Origin of the sequence: Actinoplanes teichomyceticus ATCC 31121 (assembly GCF_003711105.1) — a bacterium.
In the GTDB taxonomy this organism is placed as follows: domain Bacteria; phylum Actinomycetota; class Actinomycetes; order Mycobacteriales; family Micromonosporaceae; genus Actinoplanes; species Actinoplanes teichomyceticus.
Window position 1 is genome coordinate 6420950 of the sequence record NZ_CP023865.1, and the last position, 23597, is coordinate 6444546.

General features: G+C 71.1%; 24 protein-coding genes and 1 pseudogene. 11 read left to right on the plus strand and 14 right to left on the minus strand.

Translation table 11 applies throughout. The features are described 5' to 3' along the window. Nucleotides 1–20: 20 nt before the first annotated feature. Nucleotides 21–470, minus strand: a complete 450-nt coding sequence (locus tag ACTEI_RS28160) for a hypothetical protein (RefSeq protein WP_122980424.1) — start codon at nucleotides 468–470, stop codon at nucleotides 21–23. 137 nt (nucleotides 471–607) lie between these two features. Between ACTEI_RS28160 and ACTEI_RS37900 the strand changes: the two genes are divergently transcribed. From ACTEI_RS37900 to pabB, 4 genes are all read left to right on the plus strand, one after another. After that, nucleotides 608–814 carry a hypothetical protein gene (locus tag ACTEI_RS37900; protein WP_239082655.1) on the plus strand — a complete coding sequence of 69 codons (207 nt, stop codon included), beginning with the start codon at nucleotides 608–610 and terminating at the stop codon, nucleotides 812–814. A 537-nt stretch (nucleotides 815–1351) separates the two neighbouring features. Next, a complete protein-coding gene (locus ACTEI_RS38665; RefSeq protein WP_239082656.1) occupies nucleotides 1352–2113 on the plus strand; it encodes an SDR family oxidoreductase in 762 nt (253 codons plus the stop codon). Beyond that, nucleotides 2040–2570 carry an anthranilate synthase component II gene (locus ACTEI_RS28175; protein ID WP_203723801.1) on the plus strand — a complete coding sequence of 177 codons (531 nt, stop codon included), beginning with the start codon at nucleotides 2040–2042 and terminating at the stop codon, nucleotides 2568–2570. Before ACTEI_RS38665 ends, ACTEI_RS28175 begins: the two co-directional genes overlap by 74 nt. Continuing rightward, nucleotides 2567–4840, plus strand: coding sequence for an aminodeoxychorismate synthase component I (gene pabB, locus ACTEI_RS28180; protein WP_164466148.1), 2274 nt, complete (start codon nucleotides 2567–2569; stop codon nucleotides 4838–4840). The genes ACTEI_RS28175 and pabB overlap by 4 nt, the downstream gene beginning before the upstream one ends. A gap of 167 nt (nucleotides 4841–5007) precedes the next feature. Here pabB and ACTEI_RS28185 read toward each other — a convergent pair whose 3' ends face one another. Next, nucleotides 5008–5316, minus strand: coding sequence for a hypothetical protein (locus ACTEI_RS28185; RefSeq protein WP_164466150.1), 309 nt, complete (start codon nucleotides 5314–5316; stop codon nucleotides 5008–5010). 72 nt (nucleotides 5317–5388) lie between these two features. Further along, on the minus strand, nucleotides 5389–8196 hold the full coding sequence (locus ACTEI_RS28190) for a M4 family metallopeptidase (RefSeq protein WP_164466152.1): 2808 nt from the start codon (nucleotides 8194–8196) through the stop codon (nucleotides 5389–5391). A 698-nt stretch (nucleotides 8197–8894) separates the two neighbouring features. Between ACTEI_RS28190 and ACTEI_RS37905 the strand changes: the two genes are divergently transcribed. Beyond that, on the plus strand, nucleotides 8895–9152 hold the full coding sequence (locus ACTEI_RS37905; RefSeq protein ID WP_203723796.1) for a PASTA domain-containing protein: 258 nt from the start codon (nucleotides 8895–8897) through the stop codon (nucleotides 9150–9152). Between the two features lie 157 nt (nucleotides 9153–9309). On the opposite strand, the gene ACTEI_RS28200 is transcribed toward ACTEI_RS37905, so the two are convergent. Genes ACTEI_RS28200 through ACTEI_RS28210 form a run of 3 tightly spaced genes read right to left on the minus strand, consistent with a single transcriptional unit; the run spans nucleotide 9310 to nucleotide 11956 of the window. Beyond that, nucleotides 9310–9969: a response regulator gene (locus ACTEI_RS28200; RefSeq protein ID WP_122980429.1), complete on the minus strand. Its 660-nt coding sequence runs from the start codon at nucleotides 9967–9969 to the stop codon at nucleotides 9310–9312. Then, nucleotides 9966–11123, minus strand: a complete 1158-nt coding sequence (locus ACTEI_RS28205; protein WP_122980430.1) for a sensor histidine kinase — start codon at nucleotides 11121–11123, stop codon at nucleotides 9966–9968. Before ACTEI_RS28205 ends, ACTEI_RS28200 begins: the two co-directional genes overlap by 4 nt. Continuing rightward, complete coding sequence (locus ACTEI_RS28210; RefSeq protein WP_122980431.1) at nucleotides 11120–11956, minus strand: CPBP family intramembrane glutamic endopeptidase; 837 nt, start codon at nucleotides 11954–11956, stop codon at nucleotides 11120–11122. Before ACTEI_RS28210 ends, ACTEI_RS28205 begins: the two co-directional genes overlap by 4 nt. 353 nt (nucleotides 11957–12309) lie before the next feature. Between ACTEI_RS28210 and ACTEI_RS28215 the strand changes: the two genes are divergently transcribed. Both ACTEI_RS28215 and ACTEI_RS28220 read left to right on the plus strand, forming a co-directional pair. Further along, nucleotides 12310–12651 (plus strand): hypothetical protein, encoded by a 342-nt coding sequence (locus ACTEI_RS28215; RefSeq protein ID WP_145830981.1) that lies wholly within the window; start codon nucleotides 12310–12312, stop codon nucleotides 12649–12651. 117 nt (nucleotides 12652–12768) lie between these two features. Then, nucleotides 12769–13203, plus strand: coding sequence for a YybH family protein (locus ACTEI_RS28220; protein WP_239082657.1), 435 nt, complete (start codon nucleotides 12769–12771; stop codon nucleotides 13201–13203). Between the two features lie 223 nt (nucleotides 13204–13426). On the opposite strand, the gene ACTEI_RS28225 is transcribed toward ACTEI_RS28220, so the two are convergent. Next, entirely contained in the window at nucleotides 13427–14263 is an 837-nt protein-coding gene (locus tag ACTEI_RS28225; protein WP_122980434.1) for an NAD(P)H-binding protein, read from the minus strand. After that, the gene (locus ACTEI_RS28230; protein WP_239082658.1) at nucleotides 14260–15153 is read right to left on the minus strand and encodes an NAD(P)H-binding protein; all 894 of its coding nucleotides are present in this window, start codon (nucleotides 15151–15153) and stop codon (nucleotides 14260–14262) included. The genes ACTEI_RS28225 and ACTEI_RS28230 overlap by 4 nt, the downstream gene beginning before the upstream one ends. A 495-nt stretch (nucleotides 15154–15648) precedes the next feature. On the opposite strand from ACTEI_RS28230, the gene ACTEI_RS28235 reads away from it, so the two are divergent. Further along, the gene (locus tag ACTEI_RS28235) at nucleotides 15649–16002 is read left to right on the plus strand and encodes a helix-turn-helix domain-containing protein (RefSeq protein ID WP_122980436.1); all 354 of its coding nucleotides are present in this window, start codon (nucleotides 15649–15651) and stop codon (nucleotides 16000–16002) included. Here the strand turns inward: ACTEI_RS28235 and ACTEI_RS28240 are convergent, their stop codons facing one another. From ACTEI_RS28240 to ACTEI_RS28250, 3 genes are all read right to left on the minus strand, one after another. After that, nucleotides 16003–16617: a ClpP family protease gene (locus tag ACTEI_RS28240; RefSeq protein WP_122980437.1), complete on the minus strand. Its 615-nt coding sequence runs from the start codon at nucleotides 16615–16617 to the stop codon at nucleotides 16003–16005. Beyond that, the gene (locus tag ACTEI_RS28245) at nucleotides 16614–17240 is read right to left on the minus strand and encodes a ClpP family protease (protein WP_122980438.1); all 627 of its coding nucleotides are present in this window, start codon (nucleotides 17238–17240) and stop codon (nucleotides 16614–16616) included. Before ACTEI_RS28245 ends, ACTEI_RS28240 begins: the two co-directional genes overlap by 4 nt. A gap of 276 nt (nucleotides 17241–17516) precedes the next feature. Next, nucleotides 17517–18095 carry a TetR/AcrR family transcriptional regulator gene (locus ACTEI_RS28250; protein ID WP_122980439.1) on the minus strand — a complete coding sequence of 193 codons (579 nt, stop codon included), beginning with the start codon at nucleotides 18093–18095 and terminating at the stop codon, nucleotides 17517–17519. A 123-nt stretch (nucleotides 18096–18218) separates the two neighbouring features. On the opposite strand from ACTEI_RS28250, the gene ACTEI_RS28255 reads away from it, so the two are divergent. After that, nucleotides 18219–19310 carry an FAD-dependent oxidoreductase gene (locus ACTEI_RS28255; protein WP_122980440.1) on the plus strand — a complete coding sequence of 364 codons (1092 nt, stop codon included), beginning with the start codon at nucleotides 18219–18221 and terminating at the stop codon, nucleotides 19308–19310. A gap of 178 nt (nucleotides 19311–19488) precedes the next feature. After that, nucleotides 19489–19860: a VOC family protein gene (locus ACTEI_RS28260; protein ID WP_122980441.1), complete on the plus strand. Its 372-nt coding sequence runs from the start codon at nucleotides 19489–19491 to the stop codon at nucleotides 19858–19860. A 267-nt stretch (nucleotides 19861–20127) separates the two neighbouring features. Here the strand turns inward: ACTEI_RS28260 and ACTEI_RS28265 are convergent, their stop codons facing one another. Beyond that, on the minus strand, nucleotides 20128–21348 hold the full coding sequence (locus ACTEI_RS28265) for an FAD-dependent monooxygenase (RefSeq protein ID WP_122980442.1): 1221 nt from the start codon (nucleotides 21346–21348) through the stop codon (nucleotides 20128–20130). Between the two features lie 317 nt (nucleotides 21349–21665). Between ACTEI_RS28265 and ACTEI_RS39230 the strand changes: the two genes are divergently transcribed. After that, nucleotides 21666–22016, plus strand: coding sequence for a helix-turn-helix transcriptional regulator (locus tag ACTEI_RS39230; RefSeq protein WP_307837897.1), 351 nt, complete (start codon nucleotides 21666–21668; stop codon nucleotides 22014–22016). A gap of 417 nt (nucleotides 22017–22433) precedes the next feature. Here the strand turns inward: ACTEI_RS39230 and ACTEI_RS38675 are convergent. Then, nucleotides 22434–22511: pseudogene (locus tag ACTEI_RS38675) on the minus strand (TetR family transcriptional regulator); the annotation flags it as partial. 74 nt (nucleotides 22512–22585) lie between these two features. Next, on the minus strand, nucleotides 22586–23566 hold the full coding sequence (locus ACTEI_RS28280; RefSeq protein WP_122980443.1) for a zinc-dependent alcohol dehydrogenase family protein: 981 nt from the start codon (nucleotides 23564–23566) through the stop codon (nucleotides 22586–22588). Nucleotides 23567–23597 lie beyond the last annotated feature (31 nt).

Genomic DNA, 23597 nt, shown 5'->3' on the forward strand with positions numbered 1-23597 from the left:
CGAGGCCGGCCGTCCTCCGGTCATGCGCGGCGGTACGTCATGACCCAGTTGGACTCCCAGGTCCGTCCGCCGTCGGCGGAGAACTCCTGCTCCCATCGTGCCGAGTCGGAGGTGATGTCGGACCAGATGAAATGAGCCCTGATCGGCTTGCCGTCGTGGACGTCGTCGCCGTAGAAGTCGCCCCGGCCGTCGGTGAAGGTTCCCACCACCGGCGGGTAGAGCGTGCCGGCGCGGCTGCTCGCCCAGTAGATCGACCACTCCTTGCGGTCACGGTCGAACAGGCGCAGCGTGAGGCCGTGGCTGCCGAGGGTCGGGAAAGCGATCTCCTCGGTGTTCCCGCCACCGTCGAGGACCGGCCGGCAGACACTGGTGCCGGGGAAGGTCTCCCACCGGTCGCTGCCGGCGAACAGGTTCGAGAGCCGGCGGTTGGTCACGTTCCAGGAGCCGATGAGGAAGTCGAAGTCGTTCATGCGGCGATCGTGACCGGCTACCCCTGACATCTTCTGTCAGGGTCCTGGCAGACTCTCGCGGATGCGTGCCAGCCGCCTGCTCTCCCTGCTGCTGTTGCCGCAGGACCGCGGCCGCCCGACTGGCCGCTGAGCTCGACGTGAGCGCCCGGACGGTGTACCGCGACGTCGAAGCCCTCACCGCGGCCGGCACGCTTCCACCTCGACGCGCCCGGCTGGTACCGAGAACCCGACGCGGTGCCGCGCCTGCTCGCCTCGGCGCGGGCGTCCCGGTCCTGGCCCCCGCCGAGCTGGTCACCCGGATGACCGACACGATCCAGGCGATGGGCCGCCTGGATCCCGCATGACCGGCCGGGCGGCGTCCCGGCCGCACCCGGTCCGGGCACGGCGACCGGACAGCGCTGATGAACCGGTCAACCGGAGGAGCGTGACAGGCGCGCACCCGTCGACCTCACCGGCTGGGTGCCGCCGGGTCCCCGCCGACCACGGCGTGGTGGGTATTGTCTCTCTGCAGGGGACAGTGCACCGTCACCGGCGCGTAAGATCGGACGCTCAACCGGGTAAGCACCAGGGCCAGCTGTGCGCGCAGGCGGCGATCATTGCCGTGGGCGAGCACGGCCGCGGCGGATCTCTCCCCGCGCCACGGCGCCGAGCCGGAAGGAACTTCGTGGCGCCGCCGGGCACACCATCCGGGGGCTGCGGCAGGAATCAGTGCGCACACCGCCGCGGCGGCCCACCGAGCCGATGGCCGATGCGCGCCGTCCGCCGGGCCGGGAGGACCATCCCCGGAGCGCCTCCCGGTGGGACAGCGGCAACGAAGCCGCCACCGCCCGGCTGTCCGGCACCACCTTCGTCGACCTACCGCCGAGATCTTCGGGACGGACGTGACGCGCGCCGACGACGTCGCCGGCATGGTGGCCGCCGTCCACGATCGTTTCGGGCACATCGACGTCCTGGTGGCGAACGCGCACATGCATTTCCGCCATCGGCCCTTCCTCGAGTACGAGTGGGCGGATCTCGACCGGAGGGTCAGCGACGAGCTCAAGGCGATCCTCCACCCGTGCCGGGCCGTTGCCCCGGAGAAGCTGCGGCGCCGAAGCGGCAGCATCATCGCGATCTCGAGCACCTGCTCGAAGCGCAGCAACGACGGGTTCCTCGCGCAGAGCACCGCCAAGGCCGCGGTCGACGCGTTCGTGCGATCGCTGGCCACCGAGCTGGGCCCGCACGGCGTACGGGTCAACACGGTCGCGCCCGGGCTCACCCTGACCGATGCGGCGATGCCGATGGCGCCGCACGTCAAGGAGTCGATCGCGGCCCGGAGCCCGATGCGCCGCAACGGGTTGCCCGAGGACATGGCCGGTGCCGTGATCTTCCTGGCGAGCGACCTGTCACGCTTCATGACCGGCACGTACCTGCCGGTCGATGGCGGTTTCACCATGCTGCAGCGCCGCGTCGACGATTCTTCTGGCAACGACCGCGGCGGCGATTCCTCGGGAGAGACAGGTCCACAGCATGAGCGCCAGGCTCCTCGTCATCGACAACTACGACTCGTTCACCTTCAACCTCGTCCAGATGTTCCAGAACTACGACCTCGAGATCTGCGTGGTCCGCGCCGACGAGCTCGCCGTGGACGACGTCGCGCGTGAGCGGCCCGACTACGTCCTGGTGAGCCCCGGCCCCAGGAGCCCGGGCGCGGCCGGGATCTCCACCGAGCTCATCCGTCGCTACCACGGCGCGTTCCCGATCCTGGGCGTGTGCCTGGGCATGCAGTGCATCAACGAGGCGTTCGGCGGACGTACGGTGCACGCGCCCGTTCCCATGCACGGCAAGACGAGCGCCGTGCATCACGACGGGTCGGGTCTGTTCGCCGGAGTTCCCGAGCCGGTCACGGTAGCGCGCTACCACTCGCTGGCCACGACGGGCATCAGCGCGGAACTCCGGGTCAACGCACGCTCCGCCGACGGCGTGACCATGGGGATCCAGCACGTCCGCGACCCGCTGTTCGGCGTCCAGTTCCACCCGGAGAGCTTCCTCACCGAGCACGGGTTCACGATGATCGAGAACTTCCTGCGCACGGGTCCGCTGAAAGGAGCGCGATCGTGAACGCCGACCTTCTGTCCTCGCTGCGGCGGGTCACCGGGGTGCACTCCGAGCCCCTTCGACTGCGGGAGCCGTTCGTCGAGGTCGTGCGCCGCTTCGCCGACGAGCCCGGCACCGTCGCCCTGCTGAGCGGGGGGACGCTCGACTGCGCGCGGTACCACATCCTCGGCGTACGTCCGTGGCTGTCGCTGAGCGGGCAGCGCACCCGGACCACGATCACGGACGGGGACCGGCGGATCGAGCTGGACGCCGACCCGTTCACAGCGCTGCGCCGGCTCCTGCGGCACTCCCCCGTGCCGGCGCCGGCCGCGCCGCTGCCGCTGTCCAGCGGACTGCTCGGCTACCTCGCGTACGACCTGAAGGACTGCCTGGAGCGGTTGCCGAGAACCAGCGTCGACGATCTCGGGCTGCCCCTGATGCACCTCGTGGCGCCGACCGTCATCCTGGTCCAGGACCGGGTCACCGAGGCCACGACGCTCCTCGCGATGCGCGTGGCCGGCGAGGACACCGCGGTGAGCCGGCACGTGGCGCGTTTCAAGGAGACGCTCGGCGCGCCGGCGGCCCCCCGCGATCGGCAGACGGAGGCGACCGGCCGGTGCGTGTCGGCCTTCTCCCGGGACGAATACCTCTCCGCCGTGGAGGCGATCCGCCGGTACATCGTCGACGGCGATGTCTACCAGGTGAACATGTCGCAGCGTTTCCAGGCGCCGTTCACCGGGGACCCCTTCGACTGCCTCGCCGGCATGTTCGCGGAGAATCCGGCCCCCTTCTTCGCCTACGTCAACGCGGGTGACCACCAGATCGTCTCGACCTCCCCGGAACGGTTCATCGAGCTCAGGAACGGCGCCGTCGAGACGCGGCCGATCAAGGGCACCCGGCCCCGCGGCACGACCCCGGCGCAGGACGACAGCCTGCGGGCCGAGCTGCGGGAGAGCGCCAAGGAGGACGCCGAGCTGTCGATGATCGTCGACCTGCTCCGCAACGACATCGGCAAGGTCTGCCGTCCGGGCTCGGTACGCGTGCGGGAACACAAGCGCCTGGAAACCTACCGGAACGTCCATCACCTCGTGTCGACCGTGACGGGCGAGCTGGGTCCGGGAATGGACGCCGTGGATCTGCTGCGGGCCACCTTCCCCGGCGGCTCGATCACCGGCTGCCCCAAGATCCGGGCGATGGAGGTCATCGACGAGCTGGAACCGGTACGGCGGCACGTCTACACCGGCAGCATCGGCTACCTCGGGTTCGACGGCACGATGGATCTCTCCATCGCGATCCGGACGGCGACGTTCACCGGCGGCACGGCCGTCTTCTCCGTGGGCGGCGGCATCGTCTTCGACTCGGATCCCGCGAGTGAGTACGAGGAGACCCTGCACAAGGGCCGGACGCTGATGAACGCCCTGCACGCGACGGCCGGTGACGAGCGGAGCGCCGCCACGGTGTGGCAGGACGGGCTCTTCAAACCCCGCACCGCCGCCACGGTGCCGATCGACAGCGAAGGGCTGTCGTACGGCCTCGGGTTCTTCGAGACGCTGCGCGTCCACGCGGGCCGTCCGATCCTCCTCGAAGCCCACGTGCGGCGCTTCGAGCTCGCTTGGCGGGAGTTCTTCGGCACCACGCCACCGGATGTGACCTGGGCCGACGTCATCGCCCGGCTCGTGGACAGGAACGGGCTGTCGCGCACCGACGCGGTGGTCAAGCTGGTGGCGACCGCCGGCAACCCGAGCGGCGCGCGGCTGTCCCCGGTGCTGTTCGCCAGCGCCAAGCCGTACGCGCCGCGCCCGGTCCTGAGCGCACGGCCCGGGCTGCGCCTGATGACGTACCCACACCCACGAGAGACCCACCTGGCCGGCCACAAGACCCTCAACCACCTGCACTACCGGTTGGCGGGTGCGTGGGCCGAGCGACACGGCGCGGACGAAGCGTTGATCCGCAACGCCGACGGCTCCGTGTCGGAGACCAACACCGCGAGCATCTGCTGCATGTACGGCGCGACCGCGTGCTTCCCCGTCTCCGGGCCCGCTCTGCCCGGCACCATGTCGGCCGAGGTCGCTCGGCTCCTGCGGAGTTGGGGCTACGCGGTCGAGAACCGGCGCCTCACGGTGGCGGATCTGCTGGCCGCCGACCACGTGTTCGTGACCAACTCGGTGATGGGCGCGGTCCCCGCGATCAGCCTCGACGACGCGCCGCTGGGCTACGACTCCGCGCTCTGCGAGAAGCTCACCGAAGCCGTGTTCGAGGACGATTCGCCGGACGGAGTCCGTCCGGCGCGCTGAGGTCGCGCGCCGGACGCGACGTCATGCCGGGCCACCGGCCCGGCATGACGTCCTACCCGGCCTGACGCCGACCGTCGGTCGGCTACCGGTGAGCCTCGTCTGCCGTGAGCTGAACGACAGCGCCACGACGGGACGCCGGGTACGCGCGGTCGAGGCCGGCGGTGGTGTCAGGATCCGGCCATCCGGATCAGCGCGTTGCCGCCCAGCATCAGCACGTCCGCGCCGGCGACCAGCGCCATGCTGCGCCGCATCCATCGCGCGCTGGACTCCGGATCGGGGTTGGTGATGCTGCGCACCGCGCAGACGAGCGCGGCCACGACGAGCGGGATGCCGGGTACGAGCAGCAGCCCCACCGATCGCGGTGTGTTGCCGCCGGCCACCAGCAGGGTCACCATCACCGCCGGGACGACGCCGAACAGGACCACGGCGATGCCGCCGGACCACCGCAGAGTCCGCACCACGTCCACGATCCTCATCCTTCCGTCGGGCGAAGCTTATCCGCGCTCGGCCGCTCCCGGCACGCCGGGCACGGCCGCCGTTCGCTTCCGCTAGGTGACCGTCAGCGTCAGGGTCGGGGAGAGGCCGGCGGCATTGGTGTTGCCACCGCTGGTCACCACGCGCAGGTTCCAGTTGCCGCGGGTGAAGGCCCGGCGAATCGCATAGGAGCCGTCGGCCGCGATCGTGGCGCTCTGCAGGGTCACCCACGCGCCGTTGGCGTAGTGCTGCAGGTTCGCCTTCACCCCCGCTGTCGCCGGGCTGACCGTACCGGTGAAGGTGACCGTACTCCCGGCCCTGGCGGACAGGGTGCTGGGCGTGACCGTCACGGCATGACGGACCGTGATCGTCGATATGGCCGACGTCGCGGGCCACCAGCCGATCGCCCGTGCCGGGTACGACACCCGGTAGGCCGTCGTCACGGTGGGGTTCACCGTGAGGCTCCACGTCCCGGTCGCATCCGCCGTGATCATGGAGACCCGCGTCCAGGTGGCCGACGTGGGCGCCTTCTGCTCCAGGTAGGCCCGGCCGTTCGCGGGCGGACCGGTGACCGCGCCGGTCAGCGTGACCGGGCCGGCATGATCGACGGTCGCCGACGGCGGCGACAGCGTCAGCCGGGTCGGCTTCATCGTCAGTGTCTTCTCGGCGCTGTCGATCGCGGTGCCGCGAGCACGAACACCGATCTCGTACGCCTGCGCCGGGTCGAGACCGGTCAGGGTGACCGAACGGGCCGTCGCCGGCAGCACCTGCTCCGAGCCGGGCGTGACCCGGATGACGTAGCCGGTGACCTGAGGACTTCCGGCGATCGGCTCACCCCAGCTCACGATCGCGGTGCCGCTGACGTCGCCGGCGTACACGGACGCGGTCGGCGGGGTCGCCGGTGCCAGCGGCGGCCCGACGGTGTACGGCAGGGCGAAGGTCGCCGTCTCGCCGTCGGGATCGGTCGCCGTGAACCGGATCGTCCCGGTGCCCGCGGTGCTCGGCGTGCCCCTCACGGTGACCCTGGTCATCCAGTCGAAGGTGCCGTCGACGGTGGCGGTGGCGGTCAGGCCGTCGGGCAGCCCGGTGGTCTCCACGGCCACCGTCTGGACCTGGCCCAGAGCGTGATGGTCGGGGTAGTCCTCGAAGCGCACCAGGAACGACGTCTCGGCGCCCACGGTGAAGGTTCGCGAGACGGGCAGCGGCACCATCAGGGTCGGCGGCCCCGTGACGTACCAGGGCGCCTCCTGCGAGCTGGTCCGGTTACCGTCCGGGTCGGTGGCGTGGATCCGGACCGTCGACGTGCCCTTGGCCGTCGGCACGCCGCTGATCAGGCCATGCGGCGTGATCGTCAGGCCGGGCGGCAGGCCCTCCGCCGACCAGACGATGGCCTGTCCCTGCGGGTCGTGGCCGGTCAGCTGATGCGTCACCGGCGTGCCCAGGTGCGCCGGCGTGAACGGGATCGGGTCGATCACGGGTGCGGTGTCCGACGGCGGCACGGCGCCCGAGCCGTCCACCCCGACCGCGAGCCACGCGGCCCGCACCGCGGACCGTTCGGCGCTGTCCGGGCCGTACAGGTCGGTCGCCGCCTGCAGCGTAGCCTGGCGCGCCCCGGCGAAGTCGGTGTTCGACACCATGTATGTGGTCAGGGCGCGGTACCAGATGGCGCCGGCCGCGTCGTTGCCGATGCCGGTCACCGGCGCCGCGCCGCCGCACGGGGTGCTGCTGCCCCACCGCGTCGAGCCGCTGCCCACGGCCAGGGTGTAGAAGAACTTGTTGGCCACACCGGACGAGCGGTGCACGTCGAGGTCCTTGACCGAGGGACTCCAGCACGACACCGACTTGACGTCGCGGGTGGGCTCGTCCATCCAGCGCAGCGGTTGCGGACCGGTCATCTCACTGATCAGGTAGTCGGGCTCGTCGGCCGGGTTGTTCGCCGCGAACTCGACCAGTGTGGCGAAGATGTCGCTGGTGGCCTCGTTGAGCGCCCCGGACTCGCCCTGGTAGACGAGGTCGGCGGTGCGGAAGGTGAGCCCGTGCGCCGTCTCGTGCGCGACGTCGTCGAGCGACGTGAACGCCTTGCGGGTGCCGTCGCCGTCGCCGAACATCATGCAGACGCAGGAGTCGTTCCAGGATGCGTTGGCCCAGTTGACGTCGTGGTGGACGTACGCGGTGACGCCCTTGCCGTCGCCGTCGATGCCCGCGCGGCCGAAGGTGTCATGGAAGTAGTCCCAGGTCCGGGCCATACCGTAGTGCACGTCGGCGCCCGCGGTCGCCCGGTCGGCCGTCGTGCCGTCGCCCCACATGTCGTCGGCATCGGTGAACGCCCGGGAGTTGGCTTCCGTCGGCCTGTCGGTGCTGTTCAGCGCGTCCCGGGTCGTGTTGCCACCCCGGTCCGGGTCGATCAGGGCGAAGGAGCCCTGATCGGTACGCGTGGTGGACAGCTTGACCTCGCCGTTGTGCAGCCCGTGCCCGGTCGCGGTGTCAGCGGCCTTGGTCAGGTCGTACGTGCGCCGCGTACGGCCCGTGGTGGCGTCCACGATCACGACGAGGTGGTCCGCGATCGTCACCTGCCATGCCAGCGCCGGCTCGCCCTGGTGGGCGTCGACGACCAGCCGCGCCTCCGCCGGCCCGGTCGACTGCTTCCCGGCCGTGGCGATCGCGTCGTGCTTCGCCACCGCAGGCGTGCGGGCGACGTCGACGGCGGCGTCCTGAGCCACCGTGGCGCCGGCGAACCTGCCCGCGCCGGTGGTGTGCACGACGAAGTCACCGCCGAGCACGCGAAGGCCGTTCCAGGTGCGGTCGAAGCGGACGTGCCGGGCCCCGCCGCTGTCGATGACGACGTCCTTGGCCTGGTAACTCTCACCCGCGACGGCGTGCACGGCTTTCCTGTTGCCCCGCACCACTTCGCGTGCTGCCGCGACGGATGCGGGCTGTGCGTCCGGCGGGACGGACCGGCCGACCCGGACGGGGCGTGGGGAGCGCTGGTCATCCTGAACCGCGCCGGGCTGACGTGCCGACGACGGCGTGGGGGACTCGGGTGCCCGGCCGGCCACGACCGCTCCGGAGGCGCCGGGCGGCGAGGATACCGCGGCGTGGGCTCCGGTCCCGATCAGCGCTGCCGCGGCAGCCGTCGCGATGAACTTACGGGCATGGCTTCGCCTGACCGTCACTGATCCTGTCCCCCGTCACAATCGATGAAGGCGAATACTAGGCGATCGGGTGGCTTCTCGCGTGCCCGGCCACAGCGTCGGTGGTGCCGCAGCAAGCCGCGCCGTCCCGTACCGTGTCGGGGCCCGGCTGAGACCTGGCCGAAAGGGGGTGGGCATCAGATGTCCAGCCGACCGGTATTCGGCTGATCCGCTTAGGAGCGAGGCGCTAGCCTGCGGCGATGCGTACCAGGACAGTGTCCGCGATCACTCTCAGCCTTGCCGTTGCTCTGGCGGGCTGTTCGAGCACCAGCGACGGCAATGCAGCGACGGCGCCGGCCGCAGCGACCACGGCCACCGCTACGGCCGATGCCACGAGGCCGGTTCCGACTCAAGCGAGTCCGACGAGGACGGTTGCACCGACCGCAGCTGTGACCACCACGAAGGCGGCGGCTGCCCCGGCCAAGGTCGTGGTACCGAACGGTGTCGGGCTCGACTACCAGTCGGCGCAGGATCTGTGGCGCGCGGCCGGATTGCATGTCGCGCCGGCTACCGACGCGACCGGCGCCCACCGGCTCCCGTTGGTCGACGCCAACTGGGTGGTCGTCTCGCAGGACCTGAAGGCGGGCACCAAGGTTGCCGCCGACTCGTTCATCACCGCGACCGTCAAGAAGTACTCCGACAGCTGATCCCGGTCCCCACCTGTGGGTCGTCGGGCCCGAGGATTCCCGCTCCTGGCACTCGACAGAAGGGGCCACGGCCGCGAGATCGAGGACGACGAGCAGGTACCCAAGGTAAGGGTCGTGCTGCTCGTGCGCGTGAACCCGCGTAGAAGCAACGGGCCGCTCAGGTCACCAGGCCCCGGCGGTACGCGTACACCACGGCCTGCACCCGGTCGCGCAGGTGCAGCTTGGTGAGGATGCGGGACACGTACGTCTTGACCGTCTCCTGGCTGATCACCAGGGCCGCGGCGATCTCGCTGTTGGACAGGCCCTCCGCGATGAGCCGGAGCACCTCCAGCTCGCGCGGGGTCAGCGCGCCGCCGTCCGGGTCGCCCTCGGCCGGGCGGATGCGGGCCGCGTACCTGCCCACCAGCTGCCGGGTCACCTCCGGGGCCAGCAGCGCGGCGCCCGTCGCCACCGTGCGGATGCCGCCCAGCAGCTGCGCCGGTGGGGCGTCCTTGAGCAGGAAGCCGCTGGCGCCCGCGCGCAGCGCCTCGTAGACGTACTCGTCGAGGTTGAACGTCGTCACCACGAGGACCTTCGCCGGCTCGGCGACCCCGGCGCCGGCCAGCAGGCGGGTCGCCTCGATGCCGTCGAGCACCGGCATCCGCACGTCCATCACCACCACGTCCGGCCGGAGCCGGGCGGCCAGGTCGACCGCCGCGCGCCCGTCGCCGCACTCACCGGCGATCTCCATGTCCGGCTGGGCGTCGATGATCGTCGCGAAGCCGGCGCGGATCAGCTCCTGGTCGTCGCAGACCAGCACCCGGATCGGCGCGGTCACGACGGGTTTCCGGCCGGGATCCGGGCCCGCACGAGGAAGCCGCCGCCGGCCTGCGCGCCCGCGCTGAAGTCGCCACCGAGGACGGTGACCCGCTCGCGGAGCCCGGCGAGGCCGCGTCCGCCGCCGCCCGGGGACGCGCTGCCGGACCCGGAGCCGTCGGTGCTGATCTCCACGGTCGTCTCCCCTTCCCCGTGGTGAACGTGAACGCTGGTCCGACTGCCGTGTGCGTACTTCAGCGCGTTCGTCAGCGCCTCCTGCACCACCCGGTACGCCGCCACCTCGGCGCTGCCGGTGGCCGCCGCCGGCGTGCCTTTCCGGACGAACTCGACCGGCTGCCCGGCCTGCCGGGTCTGGTCGACGAGGGCGTCCAGGTCGCCGACGGCGGGCGTACGCGGGTCACCTGTGCTGTGATCCGGATTGAGCAGGTCGAGCAGCTGCCGCAGGTCACCGACAGCCCGGCGACCGGTGCCGGTGATCGCGGTCAGGGTCTGGTCCAGCTTGTCCGGGGCGCCCGTCAGGTAGCGCGCCGCCTCGGCCTGCACGACCATCGCCGTCACGTGGTGGGTGACGACGTCGTGCAGCTCCCGGGCGATGCGCGTGCGCTCCGCCGTACGGGTGGCCTCCTCGACATGGCGGCGACGTTCCGCCTCGGCGGCGCGGGTCTGGCGCAGCCACGCCCCGACGCCCCACGCGAGCGCCAGCAGCAGGTAGAAAGTGGTGAACCCGGCGACGCCCTCACCCGAACCGAGCCGATCGAGGGAGATCGCCAGGAGCACGTACGCCAGCGAGGCCAGCCCCGCGACCACCCGGCGGCGCCGTTCCACATAGGCGCCCGCACTGACGAGTGCGATGGCCAGTCCCGTACCCGCGATCGTGTGGTAGCCGCGCAGCTGGTCGATCGCGAAGCCGAGCGACACCAGCGCGAGGCAGACGACCGGCCACCGACGGCGGACGGCCAGCGGCAGGCACTCCAGGGCGACGACCCCGACGGTCAGCGCGTCATACGGGTGGTCCGGGAGGTCGCCGAGCTGCGTACCCTGCCGCTTCAGGGCCGGGACCACCACCGCGAGCGCGAGAGCCAGAGCGAAAAGGAGATCCCGCACCGTGATCGGCCACTGCCGCCACAGACCCGGGAGCCTCCGGAGCTTGGTCACGGGGTGACTGTAACGGTTGCCGGGGCCTGCACCGGGCGGCGACGGCGCGGGACGAGGTGTCCGCGGCGCTTGGCCAGCCACAGGAACACCACGGTCAGCACCACGCCGGCCACCACCGCGTACAGACTGCCCTCCGGCCCGAAGGCGCCACCGCTCAGCGTGACCGGCCCCGACGTCGAGGCCTCAAGCAGTCCTTTCGACTCGCCGTTGCCCGAGACCACGACGCTGAAGACGCCACCGGCGGCGAAATTCCAGCCGAAGTGCAGACCGATCGGGACCCACAGATTCCGGGTGGCGGCGTAGCACGCGGCCAGCATGAACCCGGCCTCGATCGCGATGGCGGTCGCCCCCCACAGGCTGGCGTCCGGGTTCACCAGGTGCATCGCGCCGAACCCCACGCCGGTCAGAGCCAGAGCGATCCAGGTTCCCGTACGCTCCTCGATGATGCGGAACAGCAGCCCCCGGAACAGCAGCTCCTCGGTGACCGCGGCGGCCGCCATGAGCCCGAGCAGACCCAGCGCTCCGGTCGGCGAGCCCCAACCCTCGACGTGGTAACCGCCGAGGAAGGCGATGCTGGCGATGACGGCCGCGAACATGGCGAAGCCGATGAGCGTCCCGCGACCCAGCTTCCCACCCCAGCCGTCCAGGCCGAGCTCGGCCGGCTCGCGGCGTTCGGTGCGCCGCACGACCCACCGGTGGACGACCACGGCCAGCACGGCCGTCACCGCGCCGATCACCAAGGTGGGAAAGAAACTGCCCTCGACGGCGGCGATGCTCTGCCCGCCGACGAGGGCGACGGCGGCGACGGCGAGAAGCTGTTTGACGAATCGCATGACGACTCCTTCGCAGACCGCGACCGGAGCGCCGCGGACACGAAGAAACCTATGGATTTCCGCCGCCACAGTCGTCACCGTGCGGTGGACACCTGCGGGTAGCTCGCACGGGGGACAAGACCCCCTCCCGAGCCTCTCCGCGCCGCGGTGACCGGCGGAGGCACGCCGAAGAGAGCACACCGAACAGCGTCCCGGCCGGCGCCCCCCGCCTGCCGCCGAGCCCGTGCAGGCCCTGCCGCCGGGCGGATCACCCAGGGCGTGGTCGGATTTACTCATCTACCGATGTGAGTACATCCGCCCGAGTCCAGCCTGCCGGGATTGACCCCGTCGACGGTGGCGGCGACCATCGACAGGTGAATGCCGCCGGGACTCCTGTAGAACTGCAGATCCACGAGGTTCGAAACTCTCAGTGGACTGAAGCGACGGTGGTCGTGCGAAACCTCGGCGGCACGGTTTTCCGCGGCGCCAGATTCCACCGAGTCGACGACTCGGCGGACCTGATCGACTTAGAGCTGACCCAGATCATCCGGTACGAGAGAACGGTCGACGAGATTCCGCGCGGCCACACGGCCCTGGTCACGCTGAGTGGGTCCGGCGCGCGCGTCCTTCGGTCGGGCACCATAGCCGACGGCTGGCAGCGCATCGGGGGCCGCAACGGTCACCGTCTCGGTACGCCGGATCAGCGGGCTGGTTGAGTCGTGACCTGCGGCCCACGCTCGAATTCTCACCGGGGCCAGGCCTGGCTCGTCACGGCGGTCGACGCGTGTGTCGCTCCGGGACGGTAGAGGTCGTCGGCGTTATTCTGGTGGGGCATGACCGATTCACAGCAGCCACCCCGTGCGGACGATCTCATGCGGCCCAACTCCGTTGAACCCACCACCGATGTCGATGGGCACCTGGCTGCCTACGGCGCGGCCTTCGCGACCGGCTCGAGTGCCGTAGTGGACCGGTTCTACGAGCCCGACGCGGTTCTGGTCCCACAGCCGGGAACCGCGTTGACGGGTGCATCCGCGCGCCTGGCCGCGTACGAACATCTTCTCGGCTTCGGCGTCCCCATGATCGCGGAAACCAGGCACCTCTACGTCGCGGGCGACATCGCGCTCTCGGTCGTCGACTGGTCGATGCGCGGCACCGCCCACCAGGGCTACCGGCTCGACCTGGGCGGCGTCGCCGCCGACGTCCTCCGCCGAGGCGCCGATGGCCGCTGGCGCTATCTGATCAACAACCCCTTCGGCACCGGTTCCTGAGCGCACCGGCCGCCGGCGTCACCAGCGGCCGTGTCCGCTCACGCCGCGGCGTGCGTGGCGGCGTCGCGTCCCGTCACGCTCCATGTGGCCCGCGCGACGCCGGGACGGCGCACGCTCCTGCCGAGTCGAGGATGTTCGCGCGCAGCGCTCGTCGCGCGCCGTTCCGGGTTGACGGTCGTGGGGCATGGTGGCCGGGTGGCCGCCATGCCCCACGAGGAACGGCCTACCGGAAGTCGGCCGCGTGGTCGGTGGCCCATTGCGCGAATGTCCGTGCGGGCCGGCCGGTCAGCTGCGGGACGACGTCGGCCCACTCCTGATTCGTCGGGGTGGGGTTACGCGCGGATTCCGCCCACATGGCGAAGATCCAATCGACGAACGCCTCCGGATAGCCGTTGCCGATCCACTCGGCTCGGGCCTGGGCCGGATCGAGATCGTCGAATCGCACCGTGGCACCGATCGCCGCGCCGATCGCGTCGACCTGCGCGGCCGCGGTGAGCGCCTCGGGGCCGGCGAAGGTGTAGGTCCGGCCGGCGTGGCCGTCCTCGACGAGCACCCTCGCCGCGACCGCGGCGATGTCCGCCTCATGGGTGGGTTGGGTCACCGCGGCCCGGTACGGCCGGCGGACCACCCGAGCTTCCTTGATGGCCGGGGCCCAGTCCAGCCAGTTGGCGGCGAACTCCCCGGGTCGCACGTGCGTCCACTCGAGACCGGACTCCTCGACCGCACGCTCGACCGCCAGGTATCCGTCCTCACTGAGATCGGTGTCGGCCAGCGCCCCGGACAGCACGACGACGCGCCGCACGCCGGCCCGCTCCGCAGCAGCGACGACGTCACGCGCCGTACGTCCGACCGGGAACAGGTACATCCGCTCCACCCCGTGCAACGACGGCTCCAGGGACCTCGGGTCGGTCAGATCGCCGCCGACGACCTCCACCCCGTCCGGAAGATTCGCCGCCGACGGCGTCCGGGTCAGTGCGCGGACCCGGTGGCCGGTGTTCACCAGTTCGGCGACGACGTGTCGGCCCACCATGCCGGTGGCGCCCGTGACCAGAATCGTCATCGTGTCGCCTCCGGCCGGAAGTCGGCGGCGTGGTCGTGGGCCCACTGGGCGAACGTGCGCGGTGGTCGCCCGGTCACCCGCAGATAGGTGTCCGTCGGCGGCAACGCACCCGTCCCGTCGACCGCGTCGGCGAGCAGCGCGATCATCCAGTCGGCGGTCTCCTCATCGACGCCGGCGCGCAGCCACCGCCTGCGCGCCTCGGCCGGGTCGAGCTCCTCGAAGCGCACCGGCACGCCGATGGCGGCGCCGATCGCGGCGGCCTGTTCCGCCTGCGAGACCTTCGCCGGGCCGGTGACGGTGTACGCGGCACCGACATGGTCGTCGGTCAGCAGCGCCGCAACCGCCACGTCGGCGACGTCGGCCTCGTGGACCACCGGGTAGCCGGCGGCGGCGTACGGCCCGCGCACCACCCGACCGGTCCGGATCTGGTCGGCCCACTGCAGCGCGTTGGCGGCCAACAGGCCTGGCCGCACATGGGTCCATTCAGCGCCGGAGGCCTCCACCAGCAGTTCCAACGCGCGGTGTGCTTCCCTTTCCTGGGTCAGGTGCCACCCGAGTGCGCCGTCGCCTCCGGTTCCGGGTGCGAACCCGGCCGCCGCTGCGGAGTGCACGACGAACCGGGTGACGCCGGCCTTGACCGCCTCTTCGACGAACCCGTGGTCGGTCCCGGCGTACGCGAAGGGGAACAGGTACACCGACTCCACCGCGTCCAGCGCCGCCGACCAGGTGCCGGGACGTTCGAAGTCTCCCCGGACCACCTCGACACTGTCCGGCAGCCGACCTGCCTGCGGCCGGCGGGTCATCGCCCGTACCGGTTGCCCGGCCCGGACCAACTGGGCCACCACCTGGCGACCCACGTTTCCGGTCGCTCCGGTTACTAGGATTGTCACGTTGCTCCTTCTCGAAACACCTGGAGTGGGGCAATAGACCGCCGCCGCGAATCCACGGCCAAATGGCGCGGCGGCGGTCACCATGCAGGCTAGGTTGAAATCCGGAAAGCCGCACATCGTACATATGTACGACGCGCGACCGTCGCGGTCGACCCACGCCCCGCGACCAGATCTGCCGCGACGCGCGCGCCGGCGTTTCGGCATGGGGTCACGCCGCGTGCGGCGCGCCCGGTTGCCGGGTGCACGACTGTGGCATGCGGACATCTGAGGGGGCCCTTGATCGGCGGCCACTCACCGCGGCGCGTGAGATGCTCCGCCAGTGCCGCGGATCGACGTGACCGATAGCGGCATCGCTGTGACGACGGCGACCGCGCCAGTGGCGTCGGTGTTCGGCGAAGTGATGCGACCGGGGGCCACTCGGACGGCTCCTATGCTGCTGGCAGAAGCGGGGTCGAGTGGGTGCCGGCGACGACGCCGGCTCACTACCGTCGGCGTATGGAAGACGTGACGTACCGACCCCGGCCGCTGTTGCGCACCCTGCTCGGTGAGGTGCTGCGGCGCTGCCGGCTGGAGCAGGAGCGGACCCTGGCCGAGGTCGCTCGGGACGCGTGCGTTTCGGTGCAGTACCTGTCCGAGGTCGAGCGTGGCCGCAAGGAGGCGAGCTCGGAGATCGTGGCTGCCGTCTGCGACTCGCTGGGCATCGGGCTGGCCGACCTGCTGGCCGAGGTGGGGCGCGACCTCACGGCGCATCGCGCCCCGGTTCTGCGGCTGGAGGCGGCCCGGTGGCGCCGCGCGGCACATGCGCCGCGCGGTGCCCGCTCCGGCGATGTCGTCCTGTCGGCCGCCTGATCAGGCGGCGTTGAGCCGGTAACCGAGCGGTTCCCGCCGGGTGATGACCCGATCGGCGAGGCCGTAGGCGACGGCCTCGGGGGCGGTCAGGGTCATCCGCCGGTCGGTGTCCTCCCGGATCCGGGCAATCGAATGCCCGGTGTGCTCGGCCAGGATCTGATCCATCTCGGCCCGAACCTTGGCCACCTCCTTGGCCTCCACGGCCAGGTCCGGCAGCGTGCCCCGGGCCTGGCCGGACGGCTGGTGCAAGGTGACCTTCGCGTGCTTCAGCACCGACCGCTTGCCCGGGGTGCCGGCCGCCAGCAGCGCCGCGGACGCCGACGCTGCCTGGCCGACGCAGATGGTGGCGATGTCGCACCGGATGAAATGCATGGTGTCATAGATCGCCGTCAGCGCGCTGAACGAACCCCCCGGGGAGTTGATGTACAGCCCGATCTCCTGTTCCCCGGTGGACTCCAGGTGGATCAGCTGGGCGATCACCACGTTGGCGACCCCGTCGTCGATCTCGGTCCCGAGAAAGATGATCCGGTCCGACAGCAGCCGGGAGTAGATGTCGAAGGCGCGTTCCCCGCTCGGCGTCTTCTCCACGACGGTCGGGATGGTGTAGTGGCTCATGCGCTCAGGCCCATCGGCTGGCGGGCCACCCCGGGGCGTACGTCGTCGACACTGTCGAGGATCCGGTCGATGAGGCCGTACTCGACCGCCTCCTCGGCGGTGAACCAGCGGTCACGTCGGCTGTCGCGTTCGACCGTGTCGATCGGCTGCCCGGTGTGCTCGGCGGTCAGTCGCAGCAGCGTCCGGCCGAGCCGCTCCAACTGGTTGGCGTAGATCTCCACGTCCGCCGCGGTGCCGCCGAAGCCGGCCGAGCCCTGGTGCATCAGGATCTGGGCGTGCGGCAGCGCGTACCGCTTGCCGGGAGTACCGGCGGTGAGCAGAAACTGCCCCATGCTCCCGGCAAGGCCGAGGGCCAGCGTACTGACCGCGTTGGGGATCAGCCGCATGGTGTCGTAGATCGCCAGCCCGGCGGTGACCGATCCGCCCGGCGAGTTGATGTAAAGGTTGATGGTGCTCAGTGGGTCTTCGGCGGACAACAGCAGCAGCTGCCCGCAGATCCGGTTGGCGATCGGGTCGTCGACCTCGGTCCCGAGCACGATGATGCGCTGGTGCAGCAGCTGGACGGACAACTGGTCATCGACGGACCCGGGTCCGCCTGGCGTCGCGGCAGTGCATGGATGCATGGCTCTCTCTCCTCCGGCTCGGCCCTGCGTGCCGTCTCCACCTTCACGGCGACGGCGCCCGCCGGCCAAGCCGATCTGCGGTCAGCAGATGAGGCGGGACCACGCCCTGCGCTTACCCCGGTCCCCTTCCGGATCGGCGTCGTTCTCCGGCCGAGGACAGCCACGCGAGCCGCAGTCATGGACGTCACGAGCGCGAACGTGAAGTGCCCCGCGATCTTCCACGGTTGTTCGGTAAGGGCGCGGCCGCAGCCGTGACCTGCGGCACGCGGCAGGACGCTACTGCGGCTCTCGCCAACCGCGCTCCAGGATTTCGAAAATGGTCTCCACCGCGGCCCGGCGATCCGGCCGCCGTGCGGTCAGAACCGGGATGTCGAGCACGAACCGCGCCAGCGCGACACACCCCAGATCGTCCTGGGCCACGCGGAGCTCATCGGCGATCGCCGCGGCCAGCGTGTAGGTATGGCGGGTCCACATTCGTTCGTAGTAAGCCCGTAGCGCCGGCGTCGAATCGACCAAGGCGACGAACTCGGCCCGCTGCGGGTGCGCGGCGACCGGCAACCAGGTGTCCAGGACGTGCCGGCGCAGTGCGTCCAGGATGCCCTCGCCGGCGGCGCGCTCGCGGACGGCCGCGGTCAGCTGCGCCTCGCGTTCGGCTTCGCGGTCGAACAGCAGCGCCTCCTTGCCGGCGAAGTGCTTGAACAGCGTGGTCGTGGAGACGTCCGCCGCGTCCGCGATGTCGCGGATGCTGACCTGGTCGTAGCCGCGCTCCAGGAACAGGCTCAGGGCGGCGTCGGCGATCGCCTGCCGGGTGGCGGCCTTCTTACGTTCGCGGCGGCTCAGGGAAACCTCGGTCACAGGTTGACTCTATCCGAGAGTGTACTCGAACACAAAGTTGACTCGTTGCACTTTTGAATCGAGTCTGCTTTTCTGAGCACGGTGACGTGAACCGACGCACCGCACCCGACGAAAGGGGCGACCATGACCCGGATCAGCATCATCGGCGCCGGCCCCGGCGGCCTCACCTGCGCCCGCATCCTGCAACGACACGGCATCACGGTCACCGTCTACGAGCGCGACCCCGGCCGCGACGCCCGCAACCAAGGCGGCAGCCTCGACCTGCACGCCGACGACGGGCAGATCGCCCTGCGCGAGGCCGGCCTGCTCGACGCATTCCACGCCGTTGCCCGCCCGGAGGGCCAGGAGATGCGGCAGCTCGACATCAACGGCGAGATCCGCACCCACCACATCCCCGCGGCAGGCGAGCTGTTCAAGCCGGAGATCGACCGCGGCACGCTGCGCGACCTGCTGCTCGACTCGCTGACACCCGGAACCGTCCGGTGGGGTCACGCGCTGACCGCCACCGACGGACGGACCCTGCGGTTCGAGAACGGCTCCACCGTCGAGACCGATCTGGTCATCGGCGCCGACGGCGCCCACTCACGGGTACGCCCCGCCGTCTCCCCGGCCGTCCCGCAGTACACCGGTATCTCGTTCCTGGAGGCCAGGTTCGACGACGTCGACAACCGGCACCCCGAGATCGCCGGCCTCGTCGGCCAGGGCAGCGCGCACGCCGCTGACGGTGACCGCGCCCTGTTCATCCAGCGCAACAGCGGTGGACACATCCGGGTCTACATCATCCGCCGGGCCGCGGCCGACTGGATCGCCGCGGCCGGCCTCACCCCCGGCGACACGACCGGCATCCGAGCGCACCTGCTGGACGAGTTCGCCGGCTGGAACCCGCGCCTGCGGCAGCTGATCACCGACAACGACGGCCGGTACGCCGACCGGCCCATCTACGCGCTACCGGTCCCGCACACGTGGGCACACCACCCGACGGTGACCCTGCTCGGCGACGCCGCCCACCTCATGCCGCCACTGGGCGTGGGTGTCAACATGGCCATGCTCGACGCGAGCGACCTGGCTCTGGCCCTGGCCGGTGGCGACACCGTGGGCACAGCGGTCCAGGCGTACGAGCGCATCATGCTCCCCCGCTCAGCCGACCTCGCCACGATGCTGGATGGCCGCGCCGAAGACCTGCTGACCACTGATGATCACGCGAACGCGAGCTGACTGCGGGTCGTCGCCCGCACCGGCGTCGCCATCGCGGATCGGCGCGATGGGGACGGCGAGGGTGGACGGGCCGGGTTCAGCTTCGGTGCGAGCACGGGGGTGGACACCTAAAAGTGCGTGCTGTCAGCTGATCCTGTCGTCGCCGATGCCGCATGTGCCTCCATGAAAGGAGCCCCTCGTGATCCTCAAAACCTACGCCCGGGTATTCGTCGCCTCACTGGACCAGTCGCTGCCGCTGCTGGAGAAGCTGGTCGGTCGCCCCGCGGACTTGCGCTTTCCGTTCGACCAGGTCGAGATCGCCGCGGTCGGGGACTTCCTTGTCATCGCCGGCGACCAGCAGGCACTCGATCCCCTGCGCGAAGCCGTCGGCCCGGTCATCGTCGACGACCTCGAGAAAACCATCCGCGAGCTCATCGATGCCGGCGCGACCATCGACCAGCCCGTGTCACCGAGCGTCACCGGCTCGTTCGCCTATCTCCGTCACCCCGACGGCAGTCTTGTCGAGTACGTTCAGTGGCGCCCTGAACTAGTCACCCGCATCATCACCTGAACCGTGCCCACCATCGAGGTACGTACTCGGCTCGAGGATCGGTGCGGCGGGGCGACATCCGCTGTAGTGGCTGCCGCCAGCCGGCCGGCTCTGGTGGGCACCCCGTGGGCTCGCGCACCGCCGCCTTCACCGGGCGCCTTCCGGCGGTCGCGGCGGGCAGGCGGTGTGCGGGGGTCCGACGTCGACGGAGGTCATGGCGAGTCCTTCGCTGGTGGGAAGATGCACGTCGTCCGGCGGTGGATCGCCGCCGCGCCGGGGCTGCCGGGTTCAGGTCATGGGCAGGACGAATCCGGGCAGGGTGAGGGCCGAGTGGGCCGGTCGTCCGCCCGCGAGGGGCATGGAGCTGAGACTGCGCAGCCGGGTGTTGCGCTGCTGCAGTCCCTCGGGCGTGGTCGGGAAGAGGCCGGCACCACCTGTGCCGGCGAGCTGCTGGTTCGCGGTCACGAACTCACGGGTGCCGCGTTCGTAGGCGGCGAAGCCGGCGGCGTGGCCGCGCTCGGCCAGGGAACCGGCGAGCATGTACGCGCCGACCAGCGCCAGGCTGGTGCCCTGTCCGGTGCGGAAGGCGGGCGCGTACGCGGCGTCGCCCACCAGGGCGGCCCGGCCGCCGGACCAGCGGGGCAGGTGGATCTGGCTGACCCCGTCGACGTACACGTCGCGGGCGTCGCGCATCGCGGCCAGCATGCGCGGGACCTCCCATCCCGCGTCGGCGAAGACGGTGGCGACCAGGTCGCGTTGGGCCCGCGGGTCCGCTGACGCGCCGGGCGGCGGTTCCGGCTGCGCGAAGGTCAGGAAGGCGTGCACGTCGTCGTCGCCCGCGGCGTACAGGGCCGCGGCCCGGCCCGGGCTGTTCCACATCACGGTCTCCCGGGACAGCCCGACGGTGTTGCGCATGGTGAACACGGCGAACCGGTAACCGAGGTACCGGGGGGACTGCTGTTCGGGGCCGAGGACGAGCTCCCGGGTACGCGAGTGCACACCGTCGGCGCCGACCACCATGTCGAACGTACGCCGGTCGCCGCCGCGGAACGTGATCTCGACCCGGTTCCCGGACTGGTCGAGGGTGTCGACGGAGTCGTCGAACAGGAACTCCACGTCGTCACGGACGGCCGCGTACAGCGCGTCGGTCAGGTCGCCGCGCCGTACCTGCAGGTCTCGTCCCTCGACACCGCCGGTGACGGCGTGCGGGTTGAGCGACACGACCTCGCTGCCGTCCTCGTTCAGGAACGTCAGCCGGCGCAGGTCGAGGTGTGCGTCCCGCAGCCGCGGGAGGATCCCCATCCGCCGGACCACCTCCAGCGCGGTGCCACGCACGTCGAGGGGATAGCCACCGCTACGGACCGTGCCCGCCTTCTCCACCACCGTGACCGCGTACCCGTACCGGTTCAGCCAGAACGCGAGGGCGGGGCCCGCGACGCCGGCACCCGAGATCAGGACCTTGCGCCTCGGCGTGGCGCGGCCGCCCGTGGTCGCATCAGCACGGCTCATTCCCCGGCTCCTCTGCTCATGGTGCGGATGGCGAGCAGCGACAGTGCCGTGACGACGCTCGCGACGACCAGGGCGGTGACGTAGGCCGATTCGGCCGGGACATCGGATCCGCCGGGGGTCCCGGCGGTGAGGGCGGCGCCGCCGACCTGGGCGCCCGTGGCGAAGCCGAGGACCCGGATCACCAGGACCAGGCTCGTGGCGGTGCCGGTCGTGCCCTCGTCGACGGCGGTGGCGGTCCGGATGACCAGCGCCGTGATGCAGGCGCCGTTGGCCAGGCTGATCAGCGCCTTGCCGACGACCAGGTGCCAGACCTCGGTGTGGACGAACGCCATGCCGATCAGCGCGGCCGTCATGAGAACGATGCCGGCGGCGACCACGGCGGTCGAGCCGAGGCGCCGCGTCCCCAGCCCGCCCAGCGGCCCGCTGAGCGCCGCCATCGCGGCGGCGGGCAACAGGTACCGCCCGATGTCGGTGAGACCGGCTCCGAAGCCGTATCCGTCGCCGGACACCGCGAACAGCTGCGGCACGCCGAAATCGCCGACCGCCTCACCCTCAGCCCGTTCACCGTCAAGACGCACGTCAACCACGCCATGACCAAATGGGATGCCCGCGACCGCGCCCAACTCGTGGTCATCGCCTACCAGGCCGGCCTCCGCGGTCCCGCATAGCCGGGGTGCCACCGCCGTCAGGTGCGCCGGTGGCCGTGGGCCGGGGTCGTCGATCCAGTTCTGGGCCGCGTGGTGGAAGGCGGCCCATGCGGTGTGCGCGGCCAGATCGGCCAGCCGGCCGTCGACGCCGCGACGACGCGGTGCTTCGGCGACGGCGAGGGCCATCGCCGCGCCCTTGGCAAGGTCGCGTTCGCGCAGCGTCGGCGTCGCGGCGCTCAGGGCGAGCCGGGGCTCGGCGAAGGACCGGTTCTCCTCCAGGATGTGTGCCGCTCTGCCGAAGGCCTGCAGCAGCACCTCGGCCGGTGTCAGGCCATCGGGCGCCTCGCTCACGTACTGCGTCAGGGCGGTGCGCAGGTCGGCTTCGCCGGCGAGGAGGACCTCGCGCTTGTCGGGGAAGTGGCGGAAGCACGTCCGCGGGTTGACTCCGGCACGCTGAGCTATGTCGGCGGCGGTGGTCTGCTCGAACCCGCGCTCCAGGGACATCGCCGAAACCATCGGCCAGGGTCTCGGGCCGCCCACCGCCCAGCTCTCCACCGCCTGCGCTGGCGCCTCCGGCGCCTCGCCGACGATTACGGCGTCACCACGATCTTGCCCACCGGCATTCCCCTCGCCAGGTATCGGTGCGCCTCGATGATGTCGTCCAACGCGAACACCCGGTCCACCGCCGGCTGCAGCACGCCGGTACGGACACCGGCGGCCAGGAACGCGGCGACGCGCCGGACGGTCACCGGGTCGGCCATGTCGGCGAAAGCCATGTAGCGATAGATGGTCAGCGACGGATTCGCCGGGAACGACGCCGGCCGCGGATCCAGCCGGCCCACCGTGGCCAAGGTGCCGCCGAGCTTCGCGGCCAGCGACAGCTCGGCCAGTCCCGGGCCCATGACGGCGTCCAGGATGATGTCGGCGCCCACCTCACCGGTGTGCCGCCGGACAGCCTCCCCGATGTCCTCCCGGTCGGTGGCGATGACCGCAGCGGCTCCGGCACCCAACAGGCTCTCCACCTTGGCGCTCTGCCGGGTGACCGCGATCGGCACGGCACCGATCTGGTTGGCGATCTGGATCGCGGCACGTCCGACACCGCCGGACGCCGCGGTGATCAAAACCTGGTCCCCGGGCCGCATCCCGGCGCTCTCCACCAGCGCGCCGTAAGCGGTGAAGTACGACACCCAGAGCGCCGCCGCACCGACGGGCTCCAGGCCGGCGGGCCGTGGCACCACACGGTCGGCCGGCAGCGTGGTGTACTCAGCGTACGCGCCCCTGGTCTCGAAGTCGGGAATCGCACCGAGGATGACCGGCTCGCCGACGGCCAGCCCGCTCACCCCGGATCCGAGCGCGTCGATCACACCGGTCCCCTCGACGCCCAGCCGCGCATGCGGCAACTGCACCGGCCGCGGGGACTGCCCAGCCCGGACCATCTGGTCGAGCGGGTTGACGGCGAAAGCCTCGATCCGTACGCGTACCTCGCCGGTTGCGGGCTCGACGACCGGCTCGTCGACGACGCGCAGAACTTCCGGACCGCCGGTCTCGTCGAACACGACTACTCGTGGCATGGATGGCTCCCTGTGTTCCTGATGGGCTTCA